Genomic DNA, 20,543 nt, shown 5'->3' with positions numbered 1-20,543 from the left:
GGTAAAGTGGAGGGTCAATCATGAGGATCGGCCGCGGCAATACATCTGCCGAAACGGAAACCATTCCTTCGTTGCCGGAGAACCCGCTCGCCATTTCCCATGCCATTGCGCCACGCCTGATCGACATCCCCTACGGCTTTGCGCGAAAGTTCGGCGTAGTCCTGCTCGGCACGGAAGAAGGCGCGCGCCTCTCGGTGGCGTTCCGGGAGGGCGGCGATCCGCGCATTCTCCTCGAAGTCCGCCGCCATCTTGCGCAGAGTTTCGACGTGCGCTTCGTTGACCCGGCGCAGTTCGACAGACATTTGTCCGATCATTATGCGATGGACGGCAGCGCCGCTGCCATGGCCGGTTCGCTTGAGGTCGGGGCGGACGAACTGGACCTGATCGCAGGCGACATACCGACTGCTGACGACTTGCTCGACAGCGCCGACGATGCGCCCGCCATCCGCCTGATCAACGGCATCATCGCTGAAGCGGCACGACAAGGTGTGTCCGATATTCACATCGAGCCGTATGAGACCGGTCTTGTCGTGCGGATGCGTATCGATGGCGTATTGCGTGAAACATTACGCATGCCGCCTCACGTCGCGCCGGTTGTCGTCAGCCGCGTGAAAGTCATGGCGCGTCTCGACATTGCAGAGCGCCGCGTACCGCAGGATGGCCGCATCGGCCTGACGCTCGGTGGCAAGCTTCTCGACGTGCGCGTCTCTACGCTGCCAAGTCGCGCTGGCGAACGTGTCGTGTTGCGTATCCTGGACAAGGAGAATGCCGGCCTGTCGCTCGACGTGCTGGGCATGACCGGCAATGCCGACCGTATCTTTCGCGAGGCGCTGGCTGAACCCAATGGCATCATCCTCGTCACTGGGCCGACGGGATCGGGCAAGACGACGACGCTGTATGGCGGCTTGCGCCAGTTGAACGATGGCAGCCGCAATATCCTGACCGTCGAAGATCCGGTCGAATATGCGATCGACGGGGTGGGGCAAACGCAAGTCAATCCGAAGGTCGGTCTCACCTTTGCGGCGGGATTGCGCGCGATCCTGCGCCAAGATCCGGACGTGGTGATGGTCGGCGAAATCCGCGATCGCGAGACGGCGGAGATCGCAGTGCAGGCGTCTCTGACAGGCCACCTCGTCCTCTCGACTGTCCACACCAACGACGCGGTCGGCGCGATCACCCGCATGCGCGACATGCGCGTCGAGCCGTTTTTGCTGGCGTCTACCTTGCGGGCCGTCATCGCCCAGCGCCTTGTTCGCCGCCTCTGCCAGCATTGTCGCGAACCGGTGCAGGCGGACAAGTCGGCATCCGCCTTACTCGGCTTCGACCTCGGCACCATCGTCTACAAGGCGAAAGGCTGTTCCGAATGCAGCGAAACCGGGTTCAAGGGCCGCATCGGCGTGTTCGAGGCGATCCGTATCGATGACACTATCCGCCGCCTGATCAACGACGGCGGCGATGAGTCTTTGATCGCGCGGCATGCCTTCCTGAATGCACCGAACCTCGGATCGGCGGCGCGGGCGTTGGTTCGCGATGGGCAGACCACGGCAGAGGAAGCCATCCGCATTTCTCGCCGCGAGGCCGAGCCGGAACCATCGCCGGATGTGACGCTCCCGACCGATGCCTGAATTCGACTATCTTGCCATCGATCCTGCGGGCCGCGAGCGGCGTGGGAAGGTCCGCGCCGACAGCGCAGACGACGCCAAAGCGCGGCTTGATGCGCGCAAGCTGTTCGTGGTCAAGATGGACGCCGGCGTCGCCGCGACTGCACCCGCCGGGCGCGCACTCCTCGCGCGGCGAGGCAAGAAGCTTTCGGCCAAGGAACTGACGCTCTTTACGCGCCAGCTTTCCACGCTGGTACAGGTCAGTCCCCTCGAAGAGTCGCTCCGCACGATCTCGCGTCAGAGCGAGCAGGATCATGTTCGCGCTGTCATCGGCCGCGTACATGCGGGCGTCATGGAGGGACGACGACTCTCCGATGCCCTCGGCGCCGATCCGCGCAGCTTCCCGCCGCTCTATCGGGCGATGATCTCGGCAGGTGAAAGCTCGGGGAGCTTGCCCACGATCATGGAACGCCTGGCGGACCTGATGGAGCGCCAGGCGGCCATCCGTTCCAAAGTCATCACTGCGATCGCCTATCCATCGGTGCTCGCTGTTTTTGCTGTGACAGTCGTGATCGCGCTGATGATGTTCGTCGTACCGAAGATCGTCGAGCAATTTGACACGATTGGACAACAGTTACCGATACTTACACGCATCGTGATGGGTATATCCAACACGCTCGTGAGCTATTGGTATGTGATTTTATGCGTCATCTTCATCGTCAGCTTTGCGGCATGGTATGCGCTTAGACAGCCCAGCATCCGCTATCGCTTCGATGGTCTGCTTCTGCGTTTGCCAATCATCGGCCGCCTAATCCGCGATCTCCACGCCGCTCGCATGGCACGCACGCTTTCCACGATGGTCGCGAGCCGTCTGCCGCTGATGGAGGGGCTCGCACTGACTGCGAACACGGTGCACAATCGCGTCCTCCGCCGCGCCTCTGACGATATCGTGGAGGCCATCCGTGGTGGCGGAAGTCTGTCCGCAGCGCTGCGTCGTGCAGGCGTGTTCCCGCCGCTACTGGTCTACCTCACGGCGAGTGGGGAGGCCGCCGGACGCCTCGACACGATGCTGGAGCGGGCCGCTGACTACCTCGAACGCGAATTCGACAGCTTCACGTCGACCGCGCTCGCCTTGCTGGAACCGATCATCATTATCTTGATGGGCGGCATTGTTGCCGTCATCATCCTGTCCATTCTTCTCCCCATTCTGCAATTGCAAAGCCTTACAGGTGTTTGAGTCCATGAAGTCCCCCTTCCTTCGCCGTTCCGCCGAACACGGCATCTTGTCGTCGAGGCGCTCTGCCGAACACGGCTTCGCATTTTCCAGGCGTTCCGCCGAACACGGCTTCACACTGGTCGAATTGATGGTCGTGATCGTCATAATCGGCCTGCTCGCCACCATCGTTGCGATCAACGTGATCCCGGCGACCGACAAGGCTCGCGTCGAAAAGGCGAAGGCCGATGTCGCCACGATCGAGCAGGCGCTGGATCAGTATCGCCTCGACAACCTGAACTATCCGAACGCCACAGAGGGGTTTCAGGCATTGCTGGCGCCGCCAGCCACGCTTGCGCAGCCTGCCCGCTACCGTCGCGGCGGCTATATCAAGAAGCTGCCCGAAGATCCCTGGGGCCGCGCCTATAAATATGCCGTGCCGGGCAAGAAGGGTCCGTTCGACATCTATTCGCTAGGCGCGGACGGACAGCCGGGCGGCGAGAATGATAATGCCGACATTTACTCCAGCGAGATCTGAGACCGACTCCAAATCTGTTGTGCGCCCAGCCGAACACGGATTCAGGTCTCTTGCTCGTTCCGCCGAACACGGCTTCACGCTTGTCGAGTTGATGGTGGTGGTGGCGATCATCGGCCTGACATCGGCAGCTGTGCTGCTTGCAATACCGGACCCGCGTGGCCGGGTGATGGACGACGCAGAGCGCTTCGCCGCGCGCACGCTCGCCGCACGTGACAACGCCATCGTGCTGGCGCAGCCGCTTGCCGTTTGGGTGTCAACTTCAGGCTATGGTTTCGAGCAGCGCCGCGAAGGACAGTGGGTGCCGATCGAAGACAAGCCGTTCGTCACCACGAACTGGCGCGAGGGCACAACGGCGGTGGTCGGCGATGCAGGGCGGACGCAGATCACGTTCGACAGCACCGGCCTGCCTGCCGATCCGCTGGCCGTGAAGCTGGTGCGCGACGGTCAGGTCGTGACGGTCCGCATCGACATGTCAGGCAAGGTCAACGTCGATGGCTAATCGGCGCGGCGAGTCCGGTTTCACACTGCTGGAGATGCTGGTGGCGCTGGCTGTGTTTAGCCTCGCCGCACTCGCACTGATCCGCTTGCAGGGCGTGACGATCCGCACGGCCGCCGATCTGGATTCGAAGGTTCTCGCGCAGATGGTCGCACGCAACCTGATGGTGGGCTGGCAAACGGACACGCAACCACCGAGCCTCGGTGAAGCCAACGGCGAGGTCGAAAATGCCGGGCAGCGCTGGCGATGGACCAGAGAGGCGACCAAGCTGGACGACCAGCGCCTGATGCGGGTTGATGTACGCGTCGAGGGACAGAACAGCCCCGCGCCCGCGGTGCTCACATTCGTGCGGGCTATCGAATGACCGCGCCTTTCCGCAATGGCTTCACGCTAATCGAACTCCTGGTCGCTCTGTCCATCTTCGCGCTGCTGGCAGGCGCGGGCGTCCTGTTGCTGGGCAACAGCGTCTCGGCGCAATCAGGGATCAAGCTGCGGCTCGACGACATGGCGGCGCTGGAGCGGATGGATGGCGCGATGTCCGCCGACCTGGGGCAAGCGGTGTCCCGGATCAGCCGCACCGATACGGGCACGCTAGCGCCCGCGTTCTTCGCCAACCCCCAAGGCGAGAATGCGCCCGTGATGCAGTTCGTTCGGACGGGGCGAAGCAACTTCAGCGATGCGCCGCGATCTTCGCTCCAAAAGATCGAATATTGGGTGCGGCAGGGAAGATTCGAGCGCCGGACATACGATCAGGTCGATGGTGGTGCGGGTGGAGACCCTGCTGCCTTGCTGGAAGGCGTCCAGTCCGTGGCGCTTCGGTTTCGCGATGAGAAGGGCGAATGGCTGAATGTTTGGACGCCGCAGCAGCCAGACTTGCTGCCCAAGGCGGTGGAGATGGTGATCGCCCGCACAGGCAATCCGCCGCTCACCCTGATCTTTGGCGTAGGTCCCGGACCTCGATCAAAGGCGACTGGGACGGGTGCGCCCGGTGCTTGAGGCTCTTCCAGAAAATGAACGCGGAGCGGCGCTGCTGACGGTGCTGCTGCTCGTCGCCGTCATGTCGGTGATCGCAGCGACTGCGTTGGAGCGCGTGACATTGGCGACGCGCCTCACTGGCAACGCGGGCATACAAGCGCAGGCCCGCGCTTACGCCGATGCTGCGGAGACCATCGCCCGCCTGCGTATTGCCGATCTGGTGGCGGCGCAACCCGGCAAGACGACGCTGGCAGGCGGATGGCTTGGGACGCCCCAGCAGTTGCCGGTGCCGGGCGGCACTGCGACGGCACGGGTCACGGATAGCGGTAACTGCTTCAACCTCAACAGCGTGGTGCAAGGTGGCGACGCCGACCTGAAATTCCGGCCGGCCGGGATCAATCAATTCCAGGCGCTGATGAAGGCTCTGGCCGTCGATCCCCGGCAGGCACAGTTCATTGCCACATCGCTTGCAGATTGGATCGATAGCGATGCCATTCCTCTGCCGGGTGGCGGCGAGGACGAAGTCTATCTGCGCCTCCCACAACCCTATCGCACATCCAACCGCCTGATGAGCGACCCCAGCGAACTGCGGGCGGTACAAGGCGTGACACCTGCCGTCTACAGCGTGCTTCGGCCTTGGACCTGTGCGCTTCCAATCAGCGATCTGTCGCCGATCAACGTCAATACTTTGCTGCCACAGCAGGCCCCGCTGCTGGCGATGTTGCTGGACGGAAAGGCAAGTGTCGAACAGGCGCGACAATGGCTGGCGCAGCGCCCGGCTGAAGGCTATGGGAGCCTGCCTGCGTTCTGGGCGGTTCCGTCTCGAGCGGGGTTCGCTCCTACGGATGAGGTGAGTACGCAAACCAAGCTGACAAGCCGCTGGTTTGCTGTGAATATTGATGTCGAATTGGGGGGCATGGACATGAGCGAGACGGCGTTGATCGACGCGCAGTCCACCCCCGCGAAACTCGTCTATCGCAGGTGGGGCGAGGATATATGACCGTCCGCAATGGTTTGATCGTCATAGTGCCGTCCGATGCCGAGCGCGCGCCGATCTGGATGCGTGTGATCGATGAAGCCATCGTGCAGCGTGGCGCAGGCACAGATTGGCTGGTGTCCTGTGGCCTCCGCGAATGGCCCTCCGACGCGCCGGTGATGCTGGTGGTGCCTGTAGAGGGGGCGTCGTACCACTGGATCGCGATGCCTGATTTGCCAATCCGGCAGGGACGAGCGGCGGCACGGCTAGCTGCTTTGGACGCCAGCATCGGCCAGCCCGAAACTATGATTGCAGTGACCGATCAGCAGGATGACCCCACTGTCGCCCATCTGGTCGCAGTGGCGGCGCGCGCGGACGTGCAGCACTGGCTGTTGTGGGCACAGCACAATGGGATCGATCCTGACATCCTCATTCCTGCCGCGCTTGTCCTTCCCGCACCTGCCGATGGGTTCGTCCGCGGTACGATCGGCGATGATGTCGTGGTGCGCGGCGTCCATATCGCCTTGGCAGCCGATGATCCGCTGGCCTCGCTGTTGATTGTGGGCGCCGATGTGGTTGACCTCCCGGATGAGCGGGTGACGGAGTGCCTAATTCGTGCGCTTGAAGTCTCGCCGATCAACTTGCGGCAGGGCGACTTCGCGAAGCGTACACGCACTACGGTTGATACGCGGCAACTGGCGCGAATTGCAATGTGGTGCGGCGTGGTTGCCCTGCTCAGCCTGCTCATCACGCTCATCCTGATCGTGAAACTGAACGCCGATGCCAGCCGCCTGGACGCCGAGAGTGTCACGATCGCGCAGAAGGTGCTGCCCAACGCCAATGATGCGCAAGCGGTCGAACAGGATCTCAATGCTCGACTCAGCGCGAGTGGGAGCGGCGCTTATGGTTTCTCCGGATCGACTGCCGGGCTGATGGCGGCGATGCGTGCCGCACCGGGGGTCAGCCTGACGATATTGGATCGCGCGGCTGACGGAACGGTGAAGGCTACGCTTGCTGCACCGAAAGCGGACGACATCAATGTGGCCCTGCTCGCGTTGCAGGCGTCCGGCTTCACGATCACCGCAACTTCCTCCTCCGACCCCAGCGGGCGCGTGCTCGCCGACATCACGGTGCAGCCATGAGCGCGATCAGAATTTGGTGGCGGGAGCTAAGCGCGCGGGAGCGCGTGCTGGTGGCGATCATGGGCGTATTGATCGCGATCGTCGTGATCTGGCTTGGGATTGCCCGGCCCGTGGAGGGCGCGCTGGAAAACGCGCGGGCGCGGCAGGTTGAAGCGTTGGATCGCAATGTTGCAATCCGCGCCAAGGTCAAGTTGCTACAGGCGATGCCTGCGCGAACGCCAGCGTCAGCGTCAGGGTCGCTGGATCAGATTGTCGGCCAAAGCGCGGGTGAAGAAGGCTTCACGCTGGAACGGACGCAAGCGCAGGGCGAAGGCCGTGTAGAGATCGCGATTGCCTCTGCTCGTCCTACGGCGCTGTTCGGATGGCTGGCCAAGCTGGAAATGCAGGGCGTGGTGGTCGACACTCTGACGATGCAGCCTGCCGCGACCGCAGGCACGATCTCCGTCCGGGCAGTTCTGAAGAGGGCCGGCCAATGATGGGCCTTATTCTCTCCCGTCGGGCAAAGCTGGCTTTACTGGTCGCGCTGTTGCTTGGGCTAGTCGCCTTCTTCCCGCTGCGGCTGGCGATGGGAATGTTGCGGCTGGACCGCTACGATATCGCCGCGCAGTCGGTACGGGGCAGCATCTGGTTGGGACAGACTTCAAAATTGACGGTGGGAAAGGTTTCGCTGGGCACGGTCAATGCAGGACTCTCTCCAGTTCAGTTGTTGGTTGGACGGGCGCGGCTCGACATCTGGCGGCAGGCTGGCGCGCCTGACGATATCGAGGGAGCGCTGACGGCTGGGCTCAATCGGGTCGGGATAGATGACGTGACCGGCAATATCCCGCTCGGTCCGGTGTTTGCGCCGCTGCCGATCACGGCCATCGAGTTCAAAGATGTCAGCGCCTATTTTAGTGGCAATGACTGCGGCCATGCGGAAGGGCGGATCAGGGCCTACATCGGCGGTGACTTGCCCGGCTTGAACCTCAGTCAGGGAGTGAGCGGCGATGTCCGGTGCGATGGTACGGCGATCCTGTTGCCGCTCGTCAGCCAATCCGGTCTCGAGAAGCTTAATCTCCGGATCGGCGCAGATGGTCGCTACAGCGCGGAGATGCTCGTGCAGAGTAGCGATCCTGCGCTGGAAGCGGGCCTCGCTGCCGCTGGCTTCGCAAAAGCCGGGGACGGCTATGCTTTGAGGCTAGACGGCGCGTTGTGACGCCGCTCTTGGCGTTTGTCATAGGCGCGGTTGTAGGCGCTATAATTGGTAGCTTTCTGGCAAACCTCATCATCCGGTGGCCGCAGGGCCGGTCGGTCGTCGGCGGACGCTCGATGTGCGATCATTGCGGGACGGCGCTCGGACCGCTTGATCTTATTCCCTTGTTGAGCTTTGCGATCAGGCGCGGGCGTTGTGCCCACTGTCGTGGCGGCATTCATCCGCTGCATATCTGGGTTGAACTCGGATGCGCCATGATTGGTGGCGTCGCGCTGATGCTGGCACCAGGATGGGAAGGCGTCGGCTGGGCAGCGCTGGGGTGGGGGCTGCTGACTTTAGCGGTTCTTGATTGGCGGCATTTCTGGTTGCCGGACGCGATCACGTTGCCGTTGGTATTCCTCGGCATGACGCTGGGCGTATGGACCACAGACGTCACGCTGATGGATCGCGTGATCGGCGCAGTGACAGGCTATGGAGCGCTGCTTACGATCGCACTTGGTTATCGTGCTTGGCGTGGCCGGGAAGGACTGGGATTGGGTGACGCGAAGCTGCTTGCCGCGATTGGTGCGTGGTTCGGATGGCAGGCGCTGCCGTTTGTGCTGCTGATCGCCAGCGTGGTTGCACTTCTGGTGGTGCTCTTCAGCACTGCGCGAGGAGAACAGTTAAGCGCTACGACCCAAGTGCCGCTCGGCACCTTCTTGTGCATCGCGGCCGTGCCCGGCTTCATGTTGATGAGAGTGCTAACGCAAGGATAACTGGTGCCGGCTACAGGATTCGAACCCGTGGCCCCCTGATTACAAATCAGGTGCTCTACCAACTGAGCTAAGCCGGCTACCGCGTTGCTGCGAAGCCCATACTATCAGATCACACCGAACGTCCAGCCCTCCGTTCGTGCAATTTCACGCGTCAGCTTTTCGGGATGCCAGGAGCGATCATCTTGTGCTGCCCGCCGGAGCCACGCGGTCGTGAGGATTGCGTCCGTGCTATGGTCGTCATAGCGGTCAAGCGGCGCGTGCGGTCGAGTAGCGAATGCTGCAAGAGCTTCGTCAAGAGCGGGAGCAGTGCGGATTTTTGAAAGGCCTTTGCGAAGGCCCGCTGCCCTGGCTGCCAACGCCGTGTAAATTTCGACAATAAGGGGGCCGCTGTCTGGAACGGGATCGAAGGGCCAAACCGGAACGATGCCCCGCAATCGATGCAGCACGCGCATTCCAGTGAGGCTCGACTTACCCACCTGCGCCGCTCCTACAAGGTTGAAGCAGCTATAAGGGGATAGCCGCATGGCTGCCTGGCCATGTTCGCAGATGCGGAAACGGCCACTGCCCGCGGGGAAGAGATCGCCGCAATCGCCGCGTTGCCGGAAATAGCGGCGTGCCTCCGGATGGTTGATGAAACCGTTGGCCGAAAGATGCGAGTCATTCGTACATAATGCGTCGATCAGTGCCCACAATTCCGGTCCCGTCTCTGGAGAGATGTTCCAGCCGGGGAAGTAGCTGCCGCAGTCGAGATATGGGAAGGCAGGGGAGAGATCGAGGCCGATCAGGATGCGCCTTCCGGCTTCCGCGTGTTGGAACAGCCATTGCAGGATTGCCTCGCGACTCCATCCGCCATCGGGACGAAGCAGGGTGGGGGCATCGTCTCCAGAGGATGCCTGTGCAACAGCGAGACCGGCGGGACGCGCCACGGCTTGCCCGGACCAATCGATAACGGCGAATTGATCGAAATGCGGAGCGCTCAATTGTCGCGCTGCTCCGCGCGTCGGGCATTCCAATAGGCTAGGCGCTCCGCGATGCGCTGTTCAAAGCCACGATCGGTAGGGGTGTAGAAGGTCTGCGGCGGCAGTTCGTCCGGCCAGTAGTTCGCGCCGGAAAAACCCTCCGGAGCATCATGGTCATAGGCGTAGCCCTTGCCGTAACCGATATCCTTCATCAGCTTTGTTGGGGCGTTCAGGATGTTCTGAGGCGGCATCAGCGATCCGGTTTCGCGGGCTGAGCGGAACGCGGCTTTCTGTGCGGCATAAGCGGCATTGGATTTGGGTGCAGTCGCGCAATAGAGGCATGCCTGCACGATCGAGAGTTCGCCTTCGGGGCTGCCGAGGAAGTCGTAGGCGTCCTTGGCTGCGAGGCACTGAACAAGCGCCTGTGGATCAGCGAGACCGATATCTTCGCTGGCGAAGCGAACAAGGCGGCGCAGGACATAGAGCGGTTGTTCGCCTGCCGTCAGCATCCGCGCGAGATAATAGAGAGCCGCTTGCGGATCGGACCCACGCAGAGACTTATGGAGGGCGGAGATCAGGTTATAATGCCCCTCACGATCCTTGTCATACACCGCGACACGGCGATGAAGCAGCGCAGACAGGCTCGCCGGGTTGAGTGGTTCGGGAACGGCAACGGAATAGAGCGTCTCGGCCTGATTGAGCAGAAACCGACCGTCGCCGTCGGCACTTGCGACCAGCGCCTCCCGTGCCGCGGCTGTTAGAGGAAGCGGTCGTTCCATCAGTGCTTCGGCACGATCCAGAAGCTTTTCCAGTGCATCACTGTCCAAGCGCCGAAGGATTAGAACCTGCGCGCGGGAGAGCAATGCGGCGTTCAGTTCGAAGCTCGGATTTTCGGTCGTCGCGCCGACCAGGGTTACGGTGCCATCCTCCACGAAGGGCAAAAAGCTGTCCTGCTGCGCACGATTGAAGCGATGGATTTCGTCCACGAACAGAAGGGTTTTTTGGCTCAGGCGCGCATGTTCGCGCGCTGACGCAAATACTTTCTTGAGGTCCGCGACGCCGGAGAACACTGCTGAAATCGGTTCGAAGCGCATCCCCACCGCGTCGGCCAGTAGACGCGAGATCGTCGTCTTGCCGGTGCCGGGTGGCCCCCAGAAGAGGATGGAGGAAAGGCGTCCCGCCGCCACCATGCGGCCGATCGCGCCGTCCGGTCCGGTCAGATGCTCCTGTCCCACCACTTCCGCGAGAGTACGAGGCCTCAGCCGGTCCGCGAGCGGCGCATCGGGGCGCTCCTTCGGTTCCGTACGTTCAGGCGGATCGCCGAAAAGGTCAGGCATGGCGGATCAGGGGACCGGACTTGCCAGCGCCATTGCCCCGCGCTGCCGCTGGCCTATGACACGGATATAGGTATCGACCAGCGCCTGATTGACGTGATCCCAGCCGTAGCGCTCCGCCTCGAAGCGTCCCGCTTCCCCGGCGCGCTCACGGCTTGCGACATCGACGCAGTAATGCTGAAGCGCGTCGGCAAAGAGGTTGACCGCGCCGGGTCTTATCAGGCGTCCGGTAACGCCATCGGTGACAAGGGATTCGCTCCCCGTGGCGCGAGCGGCGACAGTAGGAAGGGCGCAGGCCATGGCCTCCAACGTGACGTTGCCGAAAGTCTCTGTGACGGAGGGATTGAACAGCATGTCCATGCTCGCCACGCCGCGACCAAGATCGGCACCGCTCTGGAAGCCGACGAAGCTTGCATTCGGCAGGCGATTTTCGAACCAGCTACGCGCGGGACCATCGCCCAGCACCAGAACATGATGGCGCACGTTACGTCGTTGTAGTTGCTCGATCGTGTCGGAAAAAACGTCGAGACCCTTTTCCATCACCAACCGGCCGGTAAAGCCGATGACGGGGGTGTCATCCGCTATGCCAAGGCTCCGCCGCCATTCCAGATCGCGGCGGTTCGGGTTGAATATCTCCTGATCGATGCCGCGCGTCCAGATGCCCACATCATAGTTCATCCGCTGATCGCGAAGTAACTGCGCCATGGAATCCGAGGGTGCCATGATCGCGTCGCATCGGCGATAAAAGCGCCTCAATCCTGCCTCGATCACCGGTTCCATGAATGCCAGCCCGTAATAACGAGGGTAGGTCTCAAACCGCGTGTGAACGGAAGCGATAGTCGGAAGAGAACGCGCCCGCGCCCAGCTAAGCGCACGATGGCCGAGTGGGTCGGGGCTGGAAACATGCACGATATTAGGGGCAAAAGCTGCGAGGTCGCGGCGCAGTCGTGGCGAGAGGCCAAAGGGCACGCGGTATTCGCCGCGCCCTGGGATCGGCATTGATGGCGCGCTGACGAGGTCGCCAGTTGCCGGGAACGCGGGTGTTTTGATCGTCGGAGCGTAGACACGGACCTGGGCGCCCTGTCGCAACAGATAGCCCACCAATCGATTGAGCGCTTGGTTCGCCCCGTCCCGGACATAGTTATAATTGCCACTGAACAAGGCAATGCGAAGGCCATCAGAGTTCATCCCCGGCCCCTTAAACGAGACTGCCGGAAAGGCCAAGGGAACCGCCTCTACAAGTTTCGCTTTATGGACGACGAGAGGAGATCGAGGAATATGGCTCAGGCGTTTCACAAGGGACAGCGCGTGCGCTGGAACTGGGGCACCGGTACAGGACATGGCAAGATCAAGGAGCGGTTCGACAGGCACGTCGAACGAACCATTGAGGGGGCAAAAGTCTCCCGCAATGGTAGCGCCGACAATCCCGCCTATCTGGTGGATAGCGAAAACGGCGGAGAGGTGCTGAAATTGGGATCAGAACTTCACTCCGCCTGAGCAGGATTTCGTTGGGGACTGGAAACGAAGCAGCGCTTCTGCAATGAAGCGGCATGAGCCGTATGTCGATCTCCGCGCTTTTGACTGGGCAACCGGTGCTATTTCGCGATCAGCATTATAGCGCGATCGGCAAAGTGCCGCGCTCCGGTCTGGTACGGTTGAACTGGTCTGGCTTTGAAGGGGACGCGGTTGCAGACCCCGTTCACCATGGCGGTTGGGACAAGGCCATTCATCTCTACCCGCAGGAACATTATCCCTTCTGGCGGGAGATAATGCCCGAACATGATGTGCTGGGCGCTCCCGGTGCGTTCGGCGAGAATATCGCCTCGAAGGGCATGACAGAGCTGGACCTGTGTATCGGGGATCGCTTTTCCATGGGAAGCGCGATAGTCGAAGTCAGTCATGGTCGTCAGCCATGCTGGAAACTAAACCACCGGTTCGGCGCACCGGGTATCATGTCGATGGTGATATCGACCGGACGGGCAGGCGTGTATTTCCGCGTTGTTCGAGAGGGTGAAGTTGAGGCAGAAACTGAAATGGCGTTGATTGAACGGCCATTGCCCGAATGGACGGTCGCTCGGGTTTTTACACTGCTGATTGCAGGCGGGCACCGCCAGGAGCCGGAAGCTGTACGGACGCTGGCGGGTATGACGCTGCTGGCGGAAGCGTGGCGACAGCGTGCGCGGAAACTCGCTGCGGCGTGAAGATCAAGCGTTGGGAAAGTCGGGCCGTTTCGCCAGATTGGTGATGTCATGAATGTTGAGCGATCCGACGCCGGAGGCATCGATGACCAGCCGCGCCTTCTGATCCGTGGGTAATGTCATGACATAGGCGATCAACTCGCCGAGCGTTCCATTCATCAGGGTCTTGAACTCGACGAACATGTCGGAACCCGCGTCGTCGCGCTCGTGCAGTTGCGACACCGCGTTCCAGTTGATCGTTTCCATCGACTTATTTCCCCCGTCCGTCTTGAGTGTCTAGCTGCATCGGCGGCCGCCGATGCGCAAGGTTGGCTCTATTCGTTGTCCTCAGCCTCAGCATGCTCCGGCGGATGAAGGCGCAGGCGCGTCACTCGACGACTGTCGCTCGCGGTGATCTCCAGCCGCCAGCCGCTTTGTTCATGCATGAATATCTCGCCGACTTCGGGCACTCGGCCTGCGATGACGAAGGCAAGCCCACCCAAAGTGTCGACATCCTCCTCCACATCCGCGAGTTTCTCGTCGATTTCTTCGGCCACATCTTCCAGCTCGGCACGGGCGTCTGCATCCCACATGCCATCGTCCAGCGGAATCAGGAGGGCTTCGGGTGCCTCGTCATGTTCATCCTCAACGTCGCCGACGATTTCCTCGACCAGATCCTCGAACGTCAGCAGACCTTCGGTGCCGGAATACTCGTCCAGCACGATCGCCAGATGTGTCCGCTTGGCGCGCATTTCAGCGAGCAGGTCGAGCACGCCCATACTCTCAGGCACATAGAGAGGCTGACGGATCAGCGGTTCCAACGTCGCGGGCGGCGGTTCCTTGCCCGCCAGGATTGCGAAGGCGTCACGGATGTGAATCATGCCGACGATGGTGTCGAGCGTATCGCGATAAACGGGGATACGGCTATGTCCGGCATCTGCGAAGAGCGCCGCCAGATCAGTGAAGCTGGCCTTTTCCTCAATGGCGATGATATCGGCGCGGGGAACGGCCACATCATCGACCGTATGTTCGCTGAAATGAAGGAGATTCCGGAGCATTTGCCGCTCTATCGCGGATAGATCGCCTTTGATGGGGGCCGAGCGGCCGTCCTCATCGTCTTCGTCATATTCGTCTATCGCTTCTTCGATTTCCTTGCGGAGACTGTGTTCGCTTTCTTCACCGAAGATGAGGGCTTTCAGGCCCTGCCATAAACCACCTTCGCTGGAAGATGCATTACCGCTGCTACTGTCCGCGTCTTTCGAAGGCGTCGGGCTGTCGTCAGCCATGGGAGTTGAACTTCCTTATGTTGCCGGTGAAGTTGAGCCTTCAATCCGAATAGGGGTTAGCTAGGCCCATAGAGGCAAGCGCGCGTATTTCCAATGCTTCCATCGCCTCGGCGTCGAGGCTTTCCATGTGATCGTAGCCAAGGAGGTGAAAGGTGCCGTGGACGATCAGGTGCGCGGCGTGATCGGCAACGGAAATCCCTTTGGCTCCTGCTTCCTGAATGCACACTCCTGCTGCCAGCACGATGTCGCCCAGCAACACCTCCCCATCGTCCGTATTGCCCATGGCTTCAAGCAGATCCGACTGCACCATAGGAAACGACAGAACGTTGGTGGGCTTGTCCTTGTCGCGATAGTCGCGATTGAGGGCCTGCACTTCCTTATCGTCAGTCAATTTCACCGCGATTTCATAGACGGCCGACTGAGTCTCGTAATCGGCATTCGGGCTATGGCGGATGGCCGCCGTCACGGCGTTGGTCGCCAATCGCTCCCAATCAACGCCGCTGAGCCAATCGTTGCCCTCGTTGATAAGGGCAACGTCAAGCATCGGGACCCTCATAGGCTTGCACGATGCGGCCGACGACCGGATGGCGGACGACATCGGATATCCCGAACGGCACTACCGCAATACCCTCCACGCCTTCCAACTTGTGCACGGCATCGGCAAGCCCGGATGCGCCGGGCTGCGGCAAGTCGACTTGCTTGGGATCACCGCAGATAACCATGCGGCTGTTCTCGCCGAAGCGAGTCAGGAACATCTTCATCTGCGCGATGGTGGTGTTCTGGGCTTCGTCGAGGATGATGAAGGCGTTGGCCAAGGTGCGCCCGCGCATGAAGGCGAGAGGCGCGATCTCGATTTCGCCCGATGCGATGCGCCGCTCCACCTGTTCGGCAGGCAGCGTGTCGTAAAGTGCATCGTAAAGTGGACGCAGATATGGGTCCACCTTCTCCTTCATGTCGCCGGGCAGGAAGCCCAGCCGCTCGCCCGCCTCGACCGCCGGGCGCGAGAGGATCAGGCGATCCACGCTTCCCGAAATGAGCTGGCTGACGGCCTGGGCTACAGCAAGATAGGTCTTGCCGGTGCCTGCCGGACCAAGGGCGAAGATCACATCGTTGCGGACCAGCGCCTCCATATAGGTGACCTGTGTCGGCGAGCGCGGGACGATCGTCTTCTTGCGCGTGCGGATCATCACCTTTGGCGGTTCGGCGACATCGTGGCGGATTATACCATCTAACATCGGCTCTGAAGACATGGCGATAACTGCTTCCACTGTACCATTATCTATGGATTGCCCCTCCACGATCCGGTTGTATAGGCCGGTCAGGACGTCACGCGCGCGCGCGGCTGCTTCCGCTTCCCCTTCGATCTGGAGACGGTTGCCGCGTGCTGCGATATAGACGCCAAGCCGATTCTCGATAGCGACGAGGTTCTGATCGAATTGCCCGAACAATGTGCCAAGGAGGTAAGGCTTCTCGAACGTCACTTCGAGGCGGGCGCGCTCGCCGGGTTCAGCCCGGACCTGATGCTTTTTCGCCATTATCGTTCCCCCATGGTGGTTTCGTTCAAGCAGCTTTCCTCTCGATCAATGCGCCTGCAAGGCTGTTTGGCCCGGCAGAGAGAAGTTCAACGTCGATCATGTCGCCCAACGCTGAGTCGGGCGCTACAACATGGACTGATTGCAGCCACGGTGTCTTGCCGATTTTCTGCCCTGGATAGCGACCTTCACGTTCCAGCAGGATGGGCACGCGCTTGCCGACAGATGCGCTGTTGAATTCGACCTGATGCGTGTTGATGGCAGCTTGTAGTCGTTGTAGCCGCTCGTCCATGACTTCGACCGGGATCTGGCGATCCATGTCGGCGGCGGGGGTGCCGGGGCGGGGGCTGTATTTGAAGCTGTATGCCATGGCGTAGCGGACCTGCTCCACAAGCGCCATGGTCGCTTCGAAATCGGTTTCCGTCTCGCCGGGGAAGCCGACGATGAAATCGCCGCTCAACGCTATGTCCGGCCGGACCGCGCGCACCTTTTCAAGGATTGCGAGATAGCTTTCCGCCGTGTGATTGCGGTTCATCGCTTTCAGAATGGAGTTGCTGCCTGACTGCACAGGCAAGTGCAGGAAGGGCATCAGCTTTTCGACTTCGGCATGAGCGGCGATCAGGCCCTCTGTCATGTCGTTGGGGTGACTGGTCATATAGCGGATGCGGGCAAGATCCGGCAGGTCCGCCAAGCCCCGGATCAGGCCATCGAAGCATTGAGGGCGGCCTCTCACGTCTTCACCGGTCCATGCGTTAACATTCTGTCCTAGAAGAGTTATCTCCCTAACACCGCCATCGATCAGTGCTTTGGCCTCGTCAAGGATCGCCGACCAGGGACGGCTTATCTCCGCGCCGCGTGTGTAGGGTACGACGCAGTAAGTGCAGAACTTGTCACAACCCTCCTGAATGGTGAGGAATCCTGTGGGACGCGCCTGCCGCGGCCGCGTTGGAAGCGCATCAAACTTGGACGCGGTAGGCATGTCGGTGTCGAGGGCCTGCTCGCCTTGCGTCACCTTCGCTATCAGCTTTGGCAGATTGTGATAGGCTTGCGGCCCGACGACTATGTCCACGGACGGCGCCCGGCGGGAGATTTCTGCGCCTTCGGCCTGCGCCACGCAACCTGCGACGGCGATCATCGGGCGCGTGCCGTCGTCGCGGCGCAAACGGCCGATATCGGAATATACCTTCTCCGCCGCCTTCTCCCGGATGTGGCAGGTATTGAGGACTACCAAATCTGCGTCCGCACCCTCAGGAGCGGCTGTCATGCCCTGCGCGCCCAGCATTTCAACCATCCGTTCGCCATCATAGACGTTCATTTGGCAACCGAAAGACTTGACTCGGAAAGTGGCGGGCGCGGCAGTACTGCGAGGCGCTTGAATGTGCTTGGGTAGGACAGGTCGATTCATTGGCTTTGCTATACAGTGGGAGATGCCGGGGCGATAGGCGGGAGGAACGCCCCAATCCTTTTTCTGCTTTCCTCGGCCAGAGCTTTGCGGTTGGGAAAGTTCTGCGGATCGAATGGCGGCAGAAAATGCAAGGTGACAGCAAGGTTGCCGGGGCGAGCGAGCACGCGTAGCGCGTTGGTCGCAAGGCTCGGTTCATGCCAGGCGATCTGGGTGGCGGCAGGACCGTAGTCGATATAAACCGGCTGCACCTGAAGGTCGCGGGGTGGGGGCATCATGACGGCCAACAAGGCAGGTTTGAAGGGAAGCAGTTGATCGCCGTGACCCGTCGTTCCTTCTGGAAACAAGGTCATGGCAAAGCCTGAAGCGATCGCGGCGCGAAGGGCATTCACCTGTTCCCCAACCTCATGACGGTTGTGCCGTGCGACGAACAAAGTGTGATTTTGCGCTGCGAGCCATCCGACGAGCGGCAAATCTTCCACATCATCCTTGGCTACAAAGGCGCTGCCTGTCGTGCCGCCGATTGCCAGCACGTCTATCCAACTTAGATGATTCGCCAGAAACAACACATTCCGCCGCAGCGGTGTGCCTTTAACTATTACCCTCGCGCCGACGCAATGCGCTGCCAGCCTCATGAAGATGCGCGGCCACGGGGAGCGGATCTGAAGCGCCCGCCAACACAAGTGAGGTAAGAGACAGAATATCAGCGCACATGCCAGCGCGAAGAGCCGCCTGCCTTGGCGGAGATGGATCACCAACGCCCGAAGCTGCAAATCAGCTCTTTCGGTCGAGAGCCACGCCGTACAGTTCCATCCGATGATCGACGAGACGGAAGCCGAGCTTTGCTGCAATCATGCGCTGCAACTGTTCCAGTTCCGGGTCGACGAATTCAATGACGTTTCCGGTTTCCACATCAATCAGATGGTCATGATGCGATTCCGGCGCGGCTTCATATCGGGCGCGGCCATCGCCGAAATCATGGCGGTCCAATATGCCCGCTTCCTCGAAAAGGCGCACGGTACGGTAAACGGTGGCGATCGAAATGCCCGGGTCGATGGAGGAGGCGCGAGCATGCAGCTTTTCCACGTCCGGATGGTCTTCCGCTTCGGACAGCACCTGCGCGATCACGCGACGCTGCTCGGTTATGCGTAGCCCTTTTTCGGCGCACAGGGCTTCAACGTCGATCTTGCGGTTCATGGAAACCCTGTTCTGCAAATTAAAGGCAATGGCCGTTCATACCGACCCTATACCATATATGCAAAAGGCAGCGCAGTGTTTCAACCTGCGCTGCCTACACGATCTGAGATCGAAAACTTATTTCGCTACGCCGCGCCGGCGCCGCTTGGTGCCAAGGCCGATTTTCTTGGCCAATGTGCGCCGCTGCTCGGCATAATTGGGAGCGACCATGGGGTAGTCTGCGGGAAGATTCCATTTGGCACGATAGTCGTCGGGCGTCATCTGATAATGGGTCATAAGATGGCGCTTTAACATCTTAAGCTTTTTGCCATCTTCCAGGCACACGATATAATCCGGCTTTATCGAAGAACGCACCGATACGGCAGGCTCAAGCTTCACTTCAGGCGGGGGAGGCGTTTCAGATAGGCCAGCCAGCGCGCCATATACGTTCTGAATAAGTACAGGCAGGTCGGAAACCGAGACGCTGTTATTAGACACGTGGGCCGCGACAATGTCCGACGTCAATGTGATGAGCATTTCTGCTTGAGCGGATTGTTCTTCCATGGCGATACTCCTGGCCTGATTATTCGCGACCCTTGAAAACATTGATTTCAATCAGGGTTTTTGGGCGTTATTCCAAAGAATATCCAAATTCAAGTGAATACTGGCGTGTTCTACAGATCAAGGCGCAAACTCATGGCATCATAAAGTTGCCCATCTGCGCCGCGATAGTAATCGCGTCGCGTGTTTACATGATTAAAGCCTGATTTGTTATAAAGTTGAACGGCATTATTGGTTGCCCGAACTTCCAAGTGCACAGATTTTATGCCGCGTCCGCGCGCAACGGTTAGGCAGTCACGGATCAGCGATGAGCCTATTCCACGGCCCCGCCAACCTTGATCGACTGCAAGTAGAAGGAGTTCGGCTTCGTCAAAGATCGATCGAGTGAGGCAAAAGCCGAGTGTGGCTGCATCGAGCTTAGCCAGCGTCAACCATGTTCCCTGCAATGCCATGATCCCGGCCAGTTGCGATGCGGTCCACGCTTCCCCAAAAGCAGGATCGAACGCGCGATCCATCACCTTCATAGCGCAGGACTGCGCCTGCGCGTTGGAGCGGTCATGCCGTTCTAGAACGAGACCGCTAATCATTGAGCGATCTATCAGCCATCGGCTTTGCATCGGCGCCACGGCCGTAGACGGGCGTCAACGGCAATGCGGCACCGACGTTGATGAGCGGGTAGCAGAGACTGTTTGCCTCCACATCTACCGCCGTTCCATATCCTCGCGCTGAAACAAGCGCCTTTGCTCCCGATCCATAGACTACTTCGTCGCTAAGGGTGCTTGCCAAAGTTGCAATGGGAGTTGAACGGATGGCGGTGGCTGGCTCGTCCGAGCGCGAGGGGAAGATTTGCCAGAACAGCTCTCCGTGGCCTCCAACGATAACTATGGGAAAGTCGTTCGTCGGCTCGTGTTTACGAACGACGGCTGCGGCGATGATTGACAGCGACGTGTAACCGACCGCCGGACAGCCCCAGCCAAACGCTAACGCCTTGGCGGCCGCCAGTCCGATACGAACGCCGGTAAAGCTGCCTGGGCCAACATCTACGGCAATAAGGTCAGCACGTCCGCCTTCTGGAAATCCGGCGATTGCAGGAATAAGCCGCTCGGCATGGCCGCGACCCACCCGTTTATGCAGATGCGCCAAGCATCGCGTCTCATCAATTAAAGCGACGGATAGTATCTCTGTTGCCGTGTCGATCACCAAAGTACGCAAGGATACTGCCCAAAAA

At 60.6% G+C, this 20,543-nt stretch carries 26 protein-coding genes and 1 tRNA gene; 13 read left to right on the top strand and 14 right to left on the bottom strand.

The genetic code is table 11. The features are described from left to right. The first annotated feature begins 20 nt into the window (after positions 1 to 20). Genes gspE through C1T17_RS11890 form a run of 11 tightly spaced genes read left to right on the top strand, consistent with a single transcriptional unit; the run spans position 21 to position 8,888 of the window. A complete protein-coding gene (gspE, locus tag C1T17_RS11940) occupies positions 21 to 1,625 on the top strand; it encodes a type II secretion system ATPase GspE (RefSeq protein WP_223262566.1) in 1,605 nt (534 codons plus the stop codon). Continuing rightward, positions 1,618 to 2,838 carry a type II secretion system inner membrane protein GspF gene (gspF, locus tag C1T17_RS11935; RefSeq protein WP_104953636.1) on the top strand — a complete coding sequence of 407 codons (1,221 nt, stop codon included), beginning with the start codon at positions 1,618 to 1,620 and terminating at the stop codon, positions 2,836 to 2,838. Before gspE ends, gspF begins: the two co-directional genes overlap by 8 nt. Positions 2,839 to 2,842: 4 nt before the next feature. Next, entirely contained in the window at positions 2,843 to 3,352 is a 510-nt protein-coding gene (gene gspG / locus C1T17_RS11930; RefSeq protein WP_104953635.1) for a type II secretion system major pseudopilin GspG, read from the top strand. A 19-nt stretch (positions 3,353 to 3,371) separates the two neighbouring features. Next, positions 3,372 to 3,851, top strand: a complete 480-nt coding sequence (locus C1T17_RS11925; RefSeq protein ID WP_223262565.1) for a GspH/FimT family pseudopilin — start codon at positions 3,372 to 3,374, stop codon at positions 3,849 to 3,851. Further along, positions 3,844 to 4,212: a type II secretion system minor pseudopilin GspI gene (gene gspI, locus C1T17_RS11920; protein ID WP_104953633.1), complete on the top strand. Its 369-nt coding sequence runs from the start codon at positions 3,844 to 3,846 to the stop codon at positions 4,210 to 4,212. The genes C1T17_RS11925 and gspI overlap by 8 nt, the downstream gene beginning before the upstream one ends. After that, positions 4,209 to 4,844 carry a type II secretion system minor pseudopilin GspJ gene (gene gspJ, locus C1T17_RS11915; protein WP_104953632.1) on the top strand — a complete coding sequence of 212 codons (636 nt, stop codon included), beginning with the start codon at positions 4,209 to 4,211 and terminating at the stop codon, positions 4,842 to 4,844. Before gspI ends, gspJ begins: the two co-directional genes overlap by 4 nt. Next, entirely contained in the window at positions 4,837 to 5,823 is a 987-nt protein-coding gene (gene gspK, locus C1T17_RS11910) for a type II secretion system minor pseudopilin GspK (protein ID WP_223262564.1), read from the top strand. The genes gspJ and gspK overlap by 8 nt, the downstream gene beginning before the upstream one ends. Beyond that, positions 5,820 to 6,941, top strand: a complete 1,122-nt coding sequence (gene gspL / locus C1T17_RS11905; protein ID WP_104953631.1) for a type II secretion system protein GspL — start codon at positions 5,820 to 5,822, stop codon at positions 6,939 to 6,941. The genes gspK and gspL overlap by 4 nt, the downstream gene beginning before the upstream one ends. After that, positions 6,938 to 7,417 carry a type II secretion system protein GspM gene (gene gspM / locus C1T17_RS11900; protein WP_104953630.1) on the top strand — a complete coding sequence of 160 codons (480 nt, stop codon included), beginning with the start codon at positions 6,938 to 6,940 and terminating at the stop codon, positions 7,415 to 7,417. Before gspL ends, gspM begins: the two co-directional genes overlap by 4 nt. After that, positions 7,414 to 8,136: a type II secretion system protein N gene (gene gspN / locus C1T17_RS11895; protein WP_104953629.1), complete on the top strand. Its 723-nt coding sequence runs from the start codon at positions 7,414 to 7,416 to the stop codon at positions 8,134 to 8,136. The genes gspM and gspN overlap by 4 nt, the downstream gene beginning before the upstream one ends. Continuing rightward, complete coding sequence (locus C1T17_RS11890) at positions 8,133 to 8,888, top strand: prepilin peptidase (RefSeq protein ID WP_104953628.1); 756 nt, start codon at positions 8,133 to 8,135, stop codon at positions 8,886 to 8,888. Before gspN ends, C1T17_RS11890 begins: the two co-directional genes overlap by 4 nt. A gap of 1 nt (position 8,889) precedes the next feature. Here C1T17_RS11890 and C1T17_RS11885 read toward each other — a convergent pair. The 4 genes from C1T17_RS11885 to C1T17_RS11870 all read right to left on the bottom strand — a co-directional run bounded on the left by C1T17_RS11885 (position 8,890) and on the right by C1T17_RS11870 (position 12,369). Then, positions 8,890 to 8,965, bottom strand: a tRNA-Thr gene (locus tag C1T17_RS11885). 27 nt (positions 8,966 to 8,992) lie between these two features. Beyond that, entirely contained in the window at positions 8,993 to 9,868 is an 876-nt protein-coding gene (locus tag C1T17_RS11880; RefSeq protein WP_104953627.1) for a hypothetical protein, read from the bottom strand. Beyond that, positions 9,865 to 11,184 (bottom strand): replication-associated recombination protein A, encoded by a 1,320-nt coding sequence (locus C1T17_RS11875; protein ID WP_104953626.1) that lies wholly within the window; start codon positions 11,182 to 11,184, stop codon positions 9,865 to 9,867. The genes C1T17_RS11880 and C1T17_RS11875 overlap by 4 nt, the downstream gene beginning before the upstream one ends. Positions 11,185 to 11,190: 6 nt before the next feature. Further along, the gene (locus tag C1T17_RS11870) at positions 11,191 to 12,369 is read right to left on the bottom strand and encodes a glycosyltransferase family 4 protein (protein ID WP_104953625.1); all 1,179 of its coding nucleotides are present in this window, start codon (positions 12,367 to 12,369) and stop codon (positions 11,191 to 11,193) included. A gap of 90 nt (positions 12,370 to 12,459) precedes the next feature. On the opposite strand from C1T17_RS11870, the gene C1T17_RS11865 reads away from it, so the two are divergent. Continuing rightward, the gene (locus C1T17_RS11865; protein ID WP_104953624.1) at positions 12,460 to 12,678 is read left to right on the top strand and encodes a DUF2945 domain-containing protein; all 219 of its coding nucleotides are present in this window, start codon (positions 12,460 to 12,462) and stop codon (positions 12,676 to 12,678) included. A 62-nt stretch (positions 12,679 to 12,740) separates the two neighbouring features. Then, positions 12,741 to 13,382, top strand: coding sequence for an MOSC domain-containing protein (locus C1T17_RS11860; protein WP_411269236.1), 642 nt, complete (start codon positions 12,741 to 12,743; stop codon positions 13,380 to 13,382). Between the two features lie 3 nt (positions 13,383 to 13,385). Here C1T17_RS11860 and C1T17_RS11855 read toward each other — a convergent pair whose 3' ends face one another. From C1T17_RS11855 to tsaB, 10 genes are all read right to left on the bottom strand, one after another. Further along, positions 13,386 to 13,625 carry a hypothetical protein gene (locus tag C1T17_RS11855; protein ID WP_104953622.1) on the bottom strand — a complete coding sequence of 80 codons (240 nt, stop codon included), beginning with the start codon at positions 13,623 to 13,625 and terminating at the stop codon, positions 13,386 to 13,388. Between the two features lie 68 nt (positions 13,626 to 13,693). Further along, positions 13,694 to 14,644, bottom strand: a complete 951-nt coding sequence (locus C1T17_RS11850) for a hemolysin family protein (RefSeq protein WP_104953621.1) — start codon at positions 14,642 to 14,644, stop codon at positions 13,694 to 13,696. 40 nt (positions 14,645 to 14,684) lie between these two features. After that, a complete protein-coding gene (gene ybeY, locus C1T17_RS11845; protein WP_104953620.1) occupies positions 14,685 to 15,188 on the bottom strand; it encodes an rRNA maturation RNase YbeY in 504 nt (167 codons plus the stop codon). Further along, positions 15,181 to 16,179: a PhoH family protein gene (locus tag C1T17_RS11840; protein ID WP_104953619.1), complete on the bottom strand. Its 999-nt coding sequence runs from the start codon at positions 16,177 to 16,179 to the stop codon at positions 15,181 to 15,183. The genes ybeY and C1T17_RS11840 overlap by 8 nt, the downstream gene beginning before the upstream one ends. Positions 16,180 to 16,204: 25 nt before the next feature. Beyond that, positions 16,205 to 17,581, bottom strand: a complete 1,377-nt coding sequence (gene miaB, locus C1T17_RS11835) for a tRNA (N6-isopentenyl adenosine(37)-C2)-methylthiotransferase MiaB (RefSeq protein WP_104953618.1) — start codon at positions 17,579 to 17,581, stop codon at positions 16,205 to 16,207. An 8-nt stretch (positions 17,582 to 17,589) separates the two neighbouring features. Further along, a complete protein-coding gene (locus C1T17_RS11830) occupies positions 17,590 to 18,111 on the bottom strand; it encodes a lysophospholipid acyltransferase family protein (protein WP_262982699.1) in 522 nt (173 codons plus the stop codon). Between the two features lie 241 nt (positions 18,112 to 18,352). Further along, positions 18,353 to 18,775 carry a Fur family transcriptional regulator gene (locus C1T17_RS11825; RefSeq protein ID WP_104953617.1) on the bottom strand — a complete coding sequence of 141 codons (423 nt, stop codon included), beginning with the start codon at positions 18,773 to 18,775 and terminating at the stop codon, positions 18,353 to 18,355. Positions 18,776 to 18,892: 117 nt separating this feature from the next. Further along, positions 18,893 to 19,318, bottom strand: coding sequence for a MucR family transcriptional regulator (locus C1T17_RS11820; RefSeq protein WP_104953616.1), 426 nt, complete (start codon positions 19,316 to 19,318; stop codon positions 18,893 to 18,895). Between the two features lie 110 nt (positions 19,319 to 19,428). Continuing rightward, on the bottom strand, positions 19,429 to 19,902 hold the full coding sequence (rimI, locus tag C1T17_RS11815; RefSeq protein WP_104953615.1) for a ribosomal protein S18-alanine N-acetyltransferase: 474 nt from the start codon (positions 19,900 to 19,902) through the stop codon (positions 19,429 to 19,431). Beyond that, complete coding sequence (gene tsaB, locus C1T17_RS11810) at positions 19,895 to 20,527, bottom strand: tRNA (adenosine(37)-N6)-threonylcarbamoyltransferase complex dimerization subunit type 1 TsaB (RefSeq protein ID WP_104953614.1); 633 nt, start codon at positions 20,525 to 20,527, stop codon at positions 19,895 to 19,897. Before tsaB ends, rimI begins: the two co-directional genes overlap by 8 nt. Positions 20,528 to 20,543 lie beyond the last annotated feature (16 nt).

Origin of the sequence: Sphingobium sp. SCG-1 (assembly GCF_002953135.1) — a bacterium.
Lineage (GTDB): Bacteria > Pseudomonadota > Alphaproteobacteria > Sphingomonadales > Sphingomonadaceae > Sphingobium.
Note: the sequence above shows the minus strand (reverse complement) of the source record. Positions and strands in the feature narration are given on the sequence as shown.

Excerpts from the sequence above, each read along its gene's own strand:
- gspE (WP_223262566.1), top strand. The coding sequence starts at position 21 with ATGAGGATCGGCCGCGGCAATACATCTGCCGAAACGGAAACCATTCCT.
- gspF (WP_104953636.1), top strand. The coding sequence starts at position 1,618 with ATGCCTGAATTCGACTATCTTGCCATCGATCCTGCGGGCCGCGAGCGG.
- gspG (WP_104953635.1), top strand. The coding sequence starts at position 2,843 with ATGAAGTCCCCCTTCCTTCGCCGTTCCGCCGAACACGGCATCTTGTCG.
- gspI (WP_104953633.1), top strand. The coding sequence starts at position 3,844 with ATGGCTAATCGGCGCGGCGAGTCCGGTTTCACACTGCTGGAGATGCTG.
- gspJ (WP_104953632.1), top strand. The coding sequence starts at position 4,209 with ATGACCGCGCCTTTCCGCAATGGCTTCACGCTAATCGAACTCCTGGTC.
- gspL (WP_104953631.1), top strand. The coding sequence starts at position 5,820 with ATGACCGTCCGCAATGGTTTGATCGTCATAGTGCCGTCCGATGCCGAG.
- gspM (WP_104953630.1), top strand. The coding sequence starts at position 6,938 with ATGAGCGCGATCAGAATTTGGTGGCGGGAGCTAAGCGCGCGGGAGCGC.
- gspN (WP_104953629.1), top strand. The coding sequence starts at position 7,414 with ATGATGGGCCTTATTCTCTCCCGTCGGGCAAAGCTGGCTTTACTGGTC.
- C1T17_RS11875 (WP_104953626.1), bottom strand. The coding sequence starts at position 11,184 with ATGCCTGACCTTTTCGGCGATCCGCCTGAACGTACGGAACCGAAGGAG.
- C1T17_RS11870 (WP_104953625.1), bottom strand. The coding sequence starts at position 12,369 with ATGAACTCTGATGGCCTTCGCATTGCCTTGTTCAGTGGCAATTATAAC.
- C1T17_RS11865 (WP_104953624.1), top strand. The coding sequence starts at position 12,460 with ATGGCTCAGGCGTTTCACAAGGGACAGCGCGTGCGCTGGAACTGGGGC.
- C1T17_RS11860 (WP_411269236.1), top strand. The coding sequence starts at position 12,741 with ATGTCGATCTCCGCGCTTTTGACTGGGCAACCGGTGCTATTTCGCGAT.
- C1T17_RS11855 (WP_104953622.1), bottom strand. The coding sequence starts at position 13,625 with ATGGAAACGATCAACTGGAACGCGGTGTCGCAACTGCACGAGCGCGAC.
- C1T17_RS11850 (WP_104953621.1), bottom strand. The coding sequence starts at position 14,644 with ATGGCTGACGACAGCCCGACGCCTTCGAAAGACGCGGACAGTAGCAGC.
- ybeY (WP_104953620.1), bottom strand. The coding sequence starts at position 15,188 with ATGCTTGACGTTGCCCTTATCAACGAGGGCAACGATTGGCTCAGCGGC.
- C1T17_RS11840 (WP_104953619.1), bottom strand. The coding sequence starts at position 16,179 with ATGGCGAAAAAGCATCAGGTCCGGGCTGAACCCGGCGAGCGCGCCCGC.
- miaB (WP_104953618.1), bottom strand. The coding sequence starts at position 17,581 with ATGAATCGACCTGTCCTACCCAAGCACATTCAAGCGCCTCGCAGTACT.
- C1T17_RS11825 (WP_104953617.1), bottom strand. The coding sequence starts at position 18,775 with ATGAACCGCAAGATCGACGTTGAAGCCCTGTGCGCCGAAAAAGGGCTA.
- C1T17_RS11820 (WP_104953616.1), bottom strand. The coding sequence starts at position 19,318 with ATGGAAGAACAATCCGCTCAAGCAGAAATGCTCATCACATTGACGTCG.
- rimI (WP_104953615.1), bottom strand. The coding sequence starts at position 19,902 with ATGATTAGCGGTCTCGTTCTAGAACGGCATGACCGCTCCAACGCGCAG.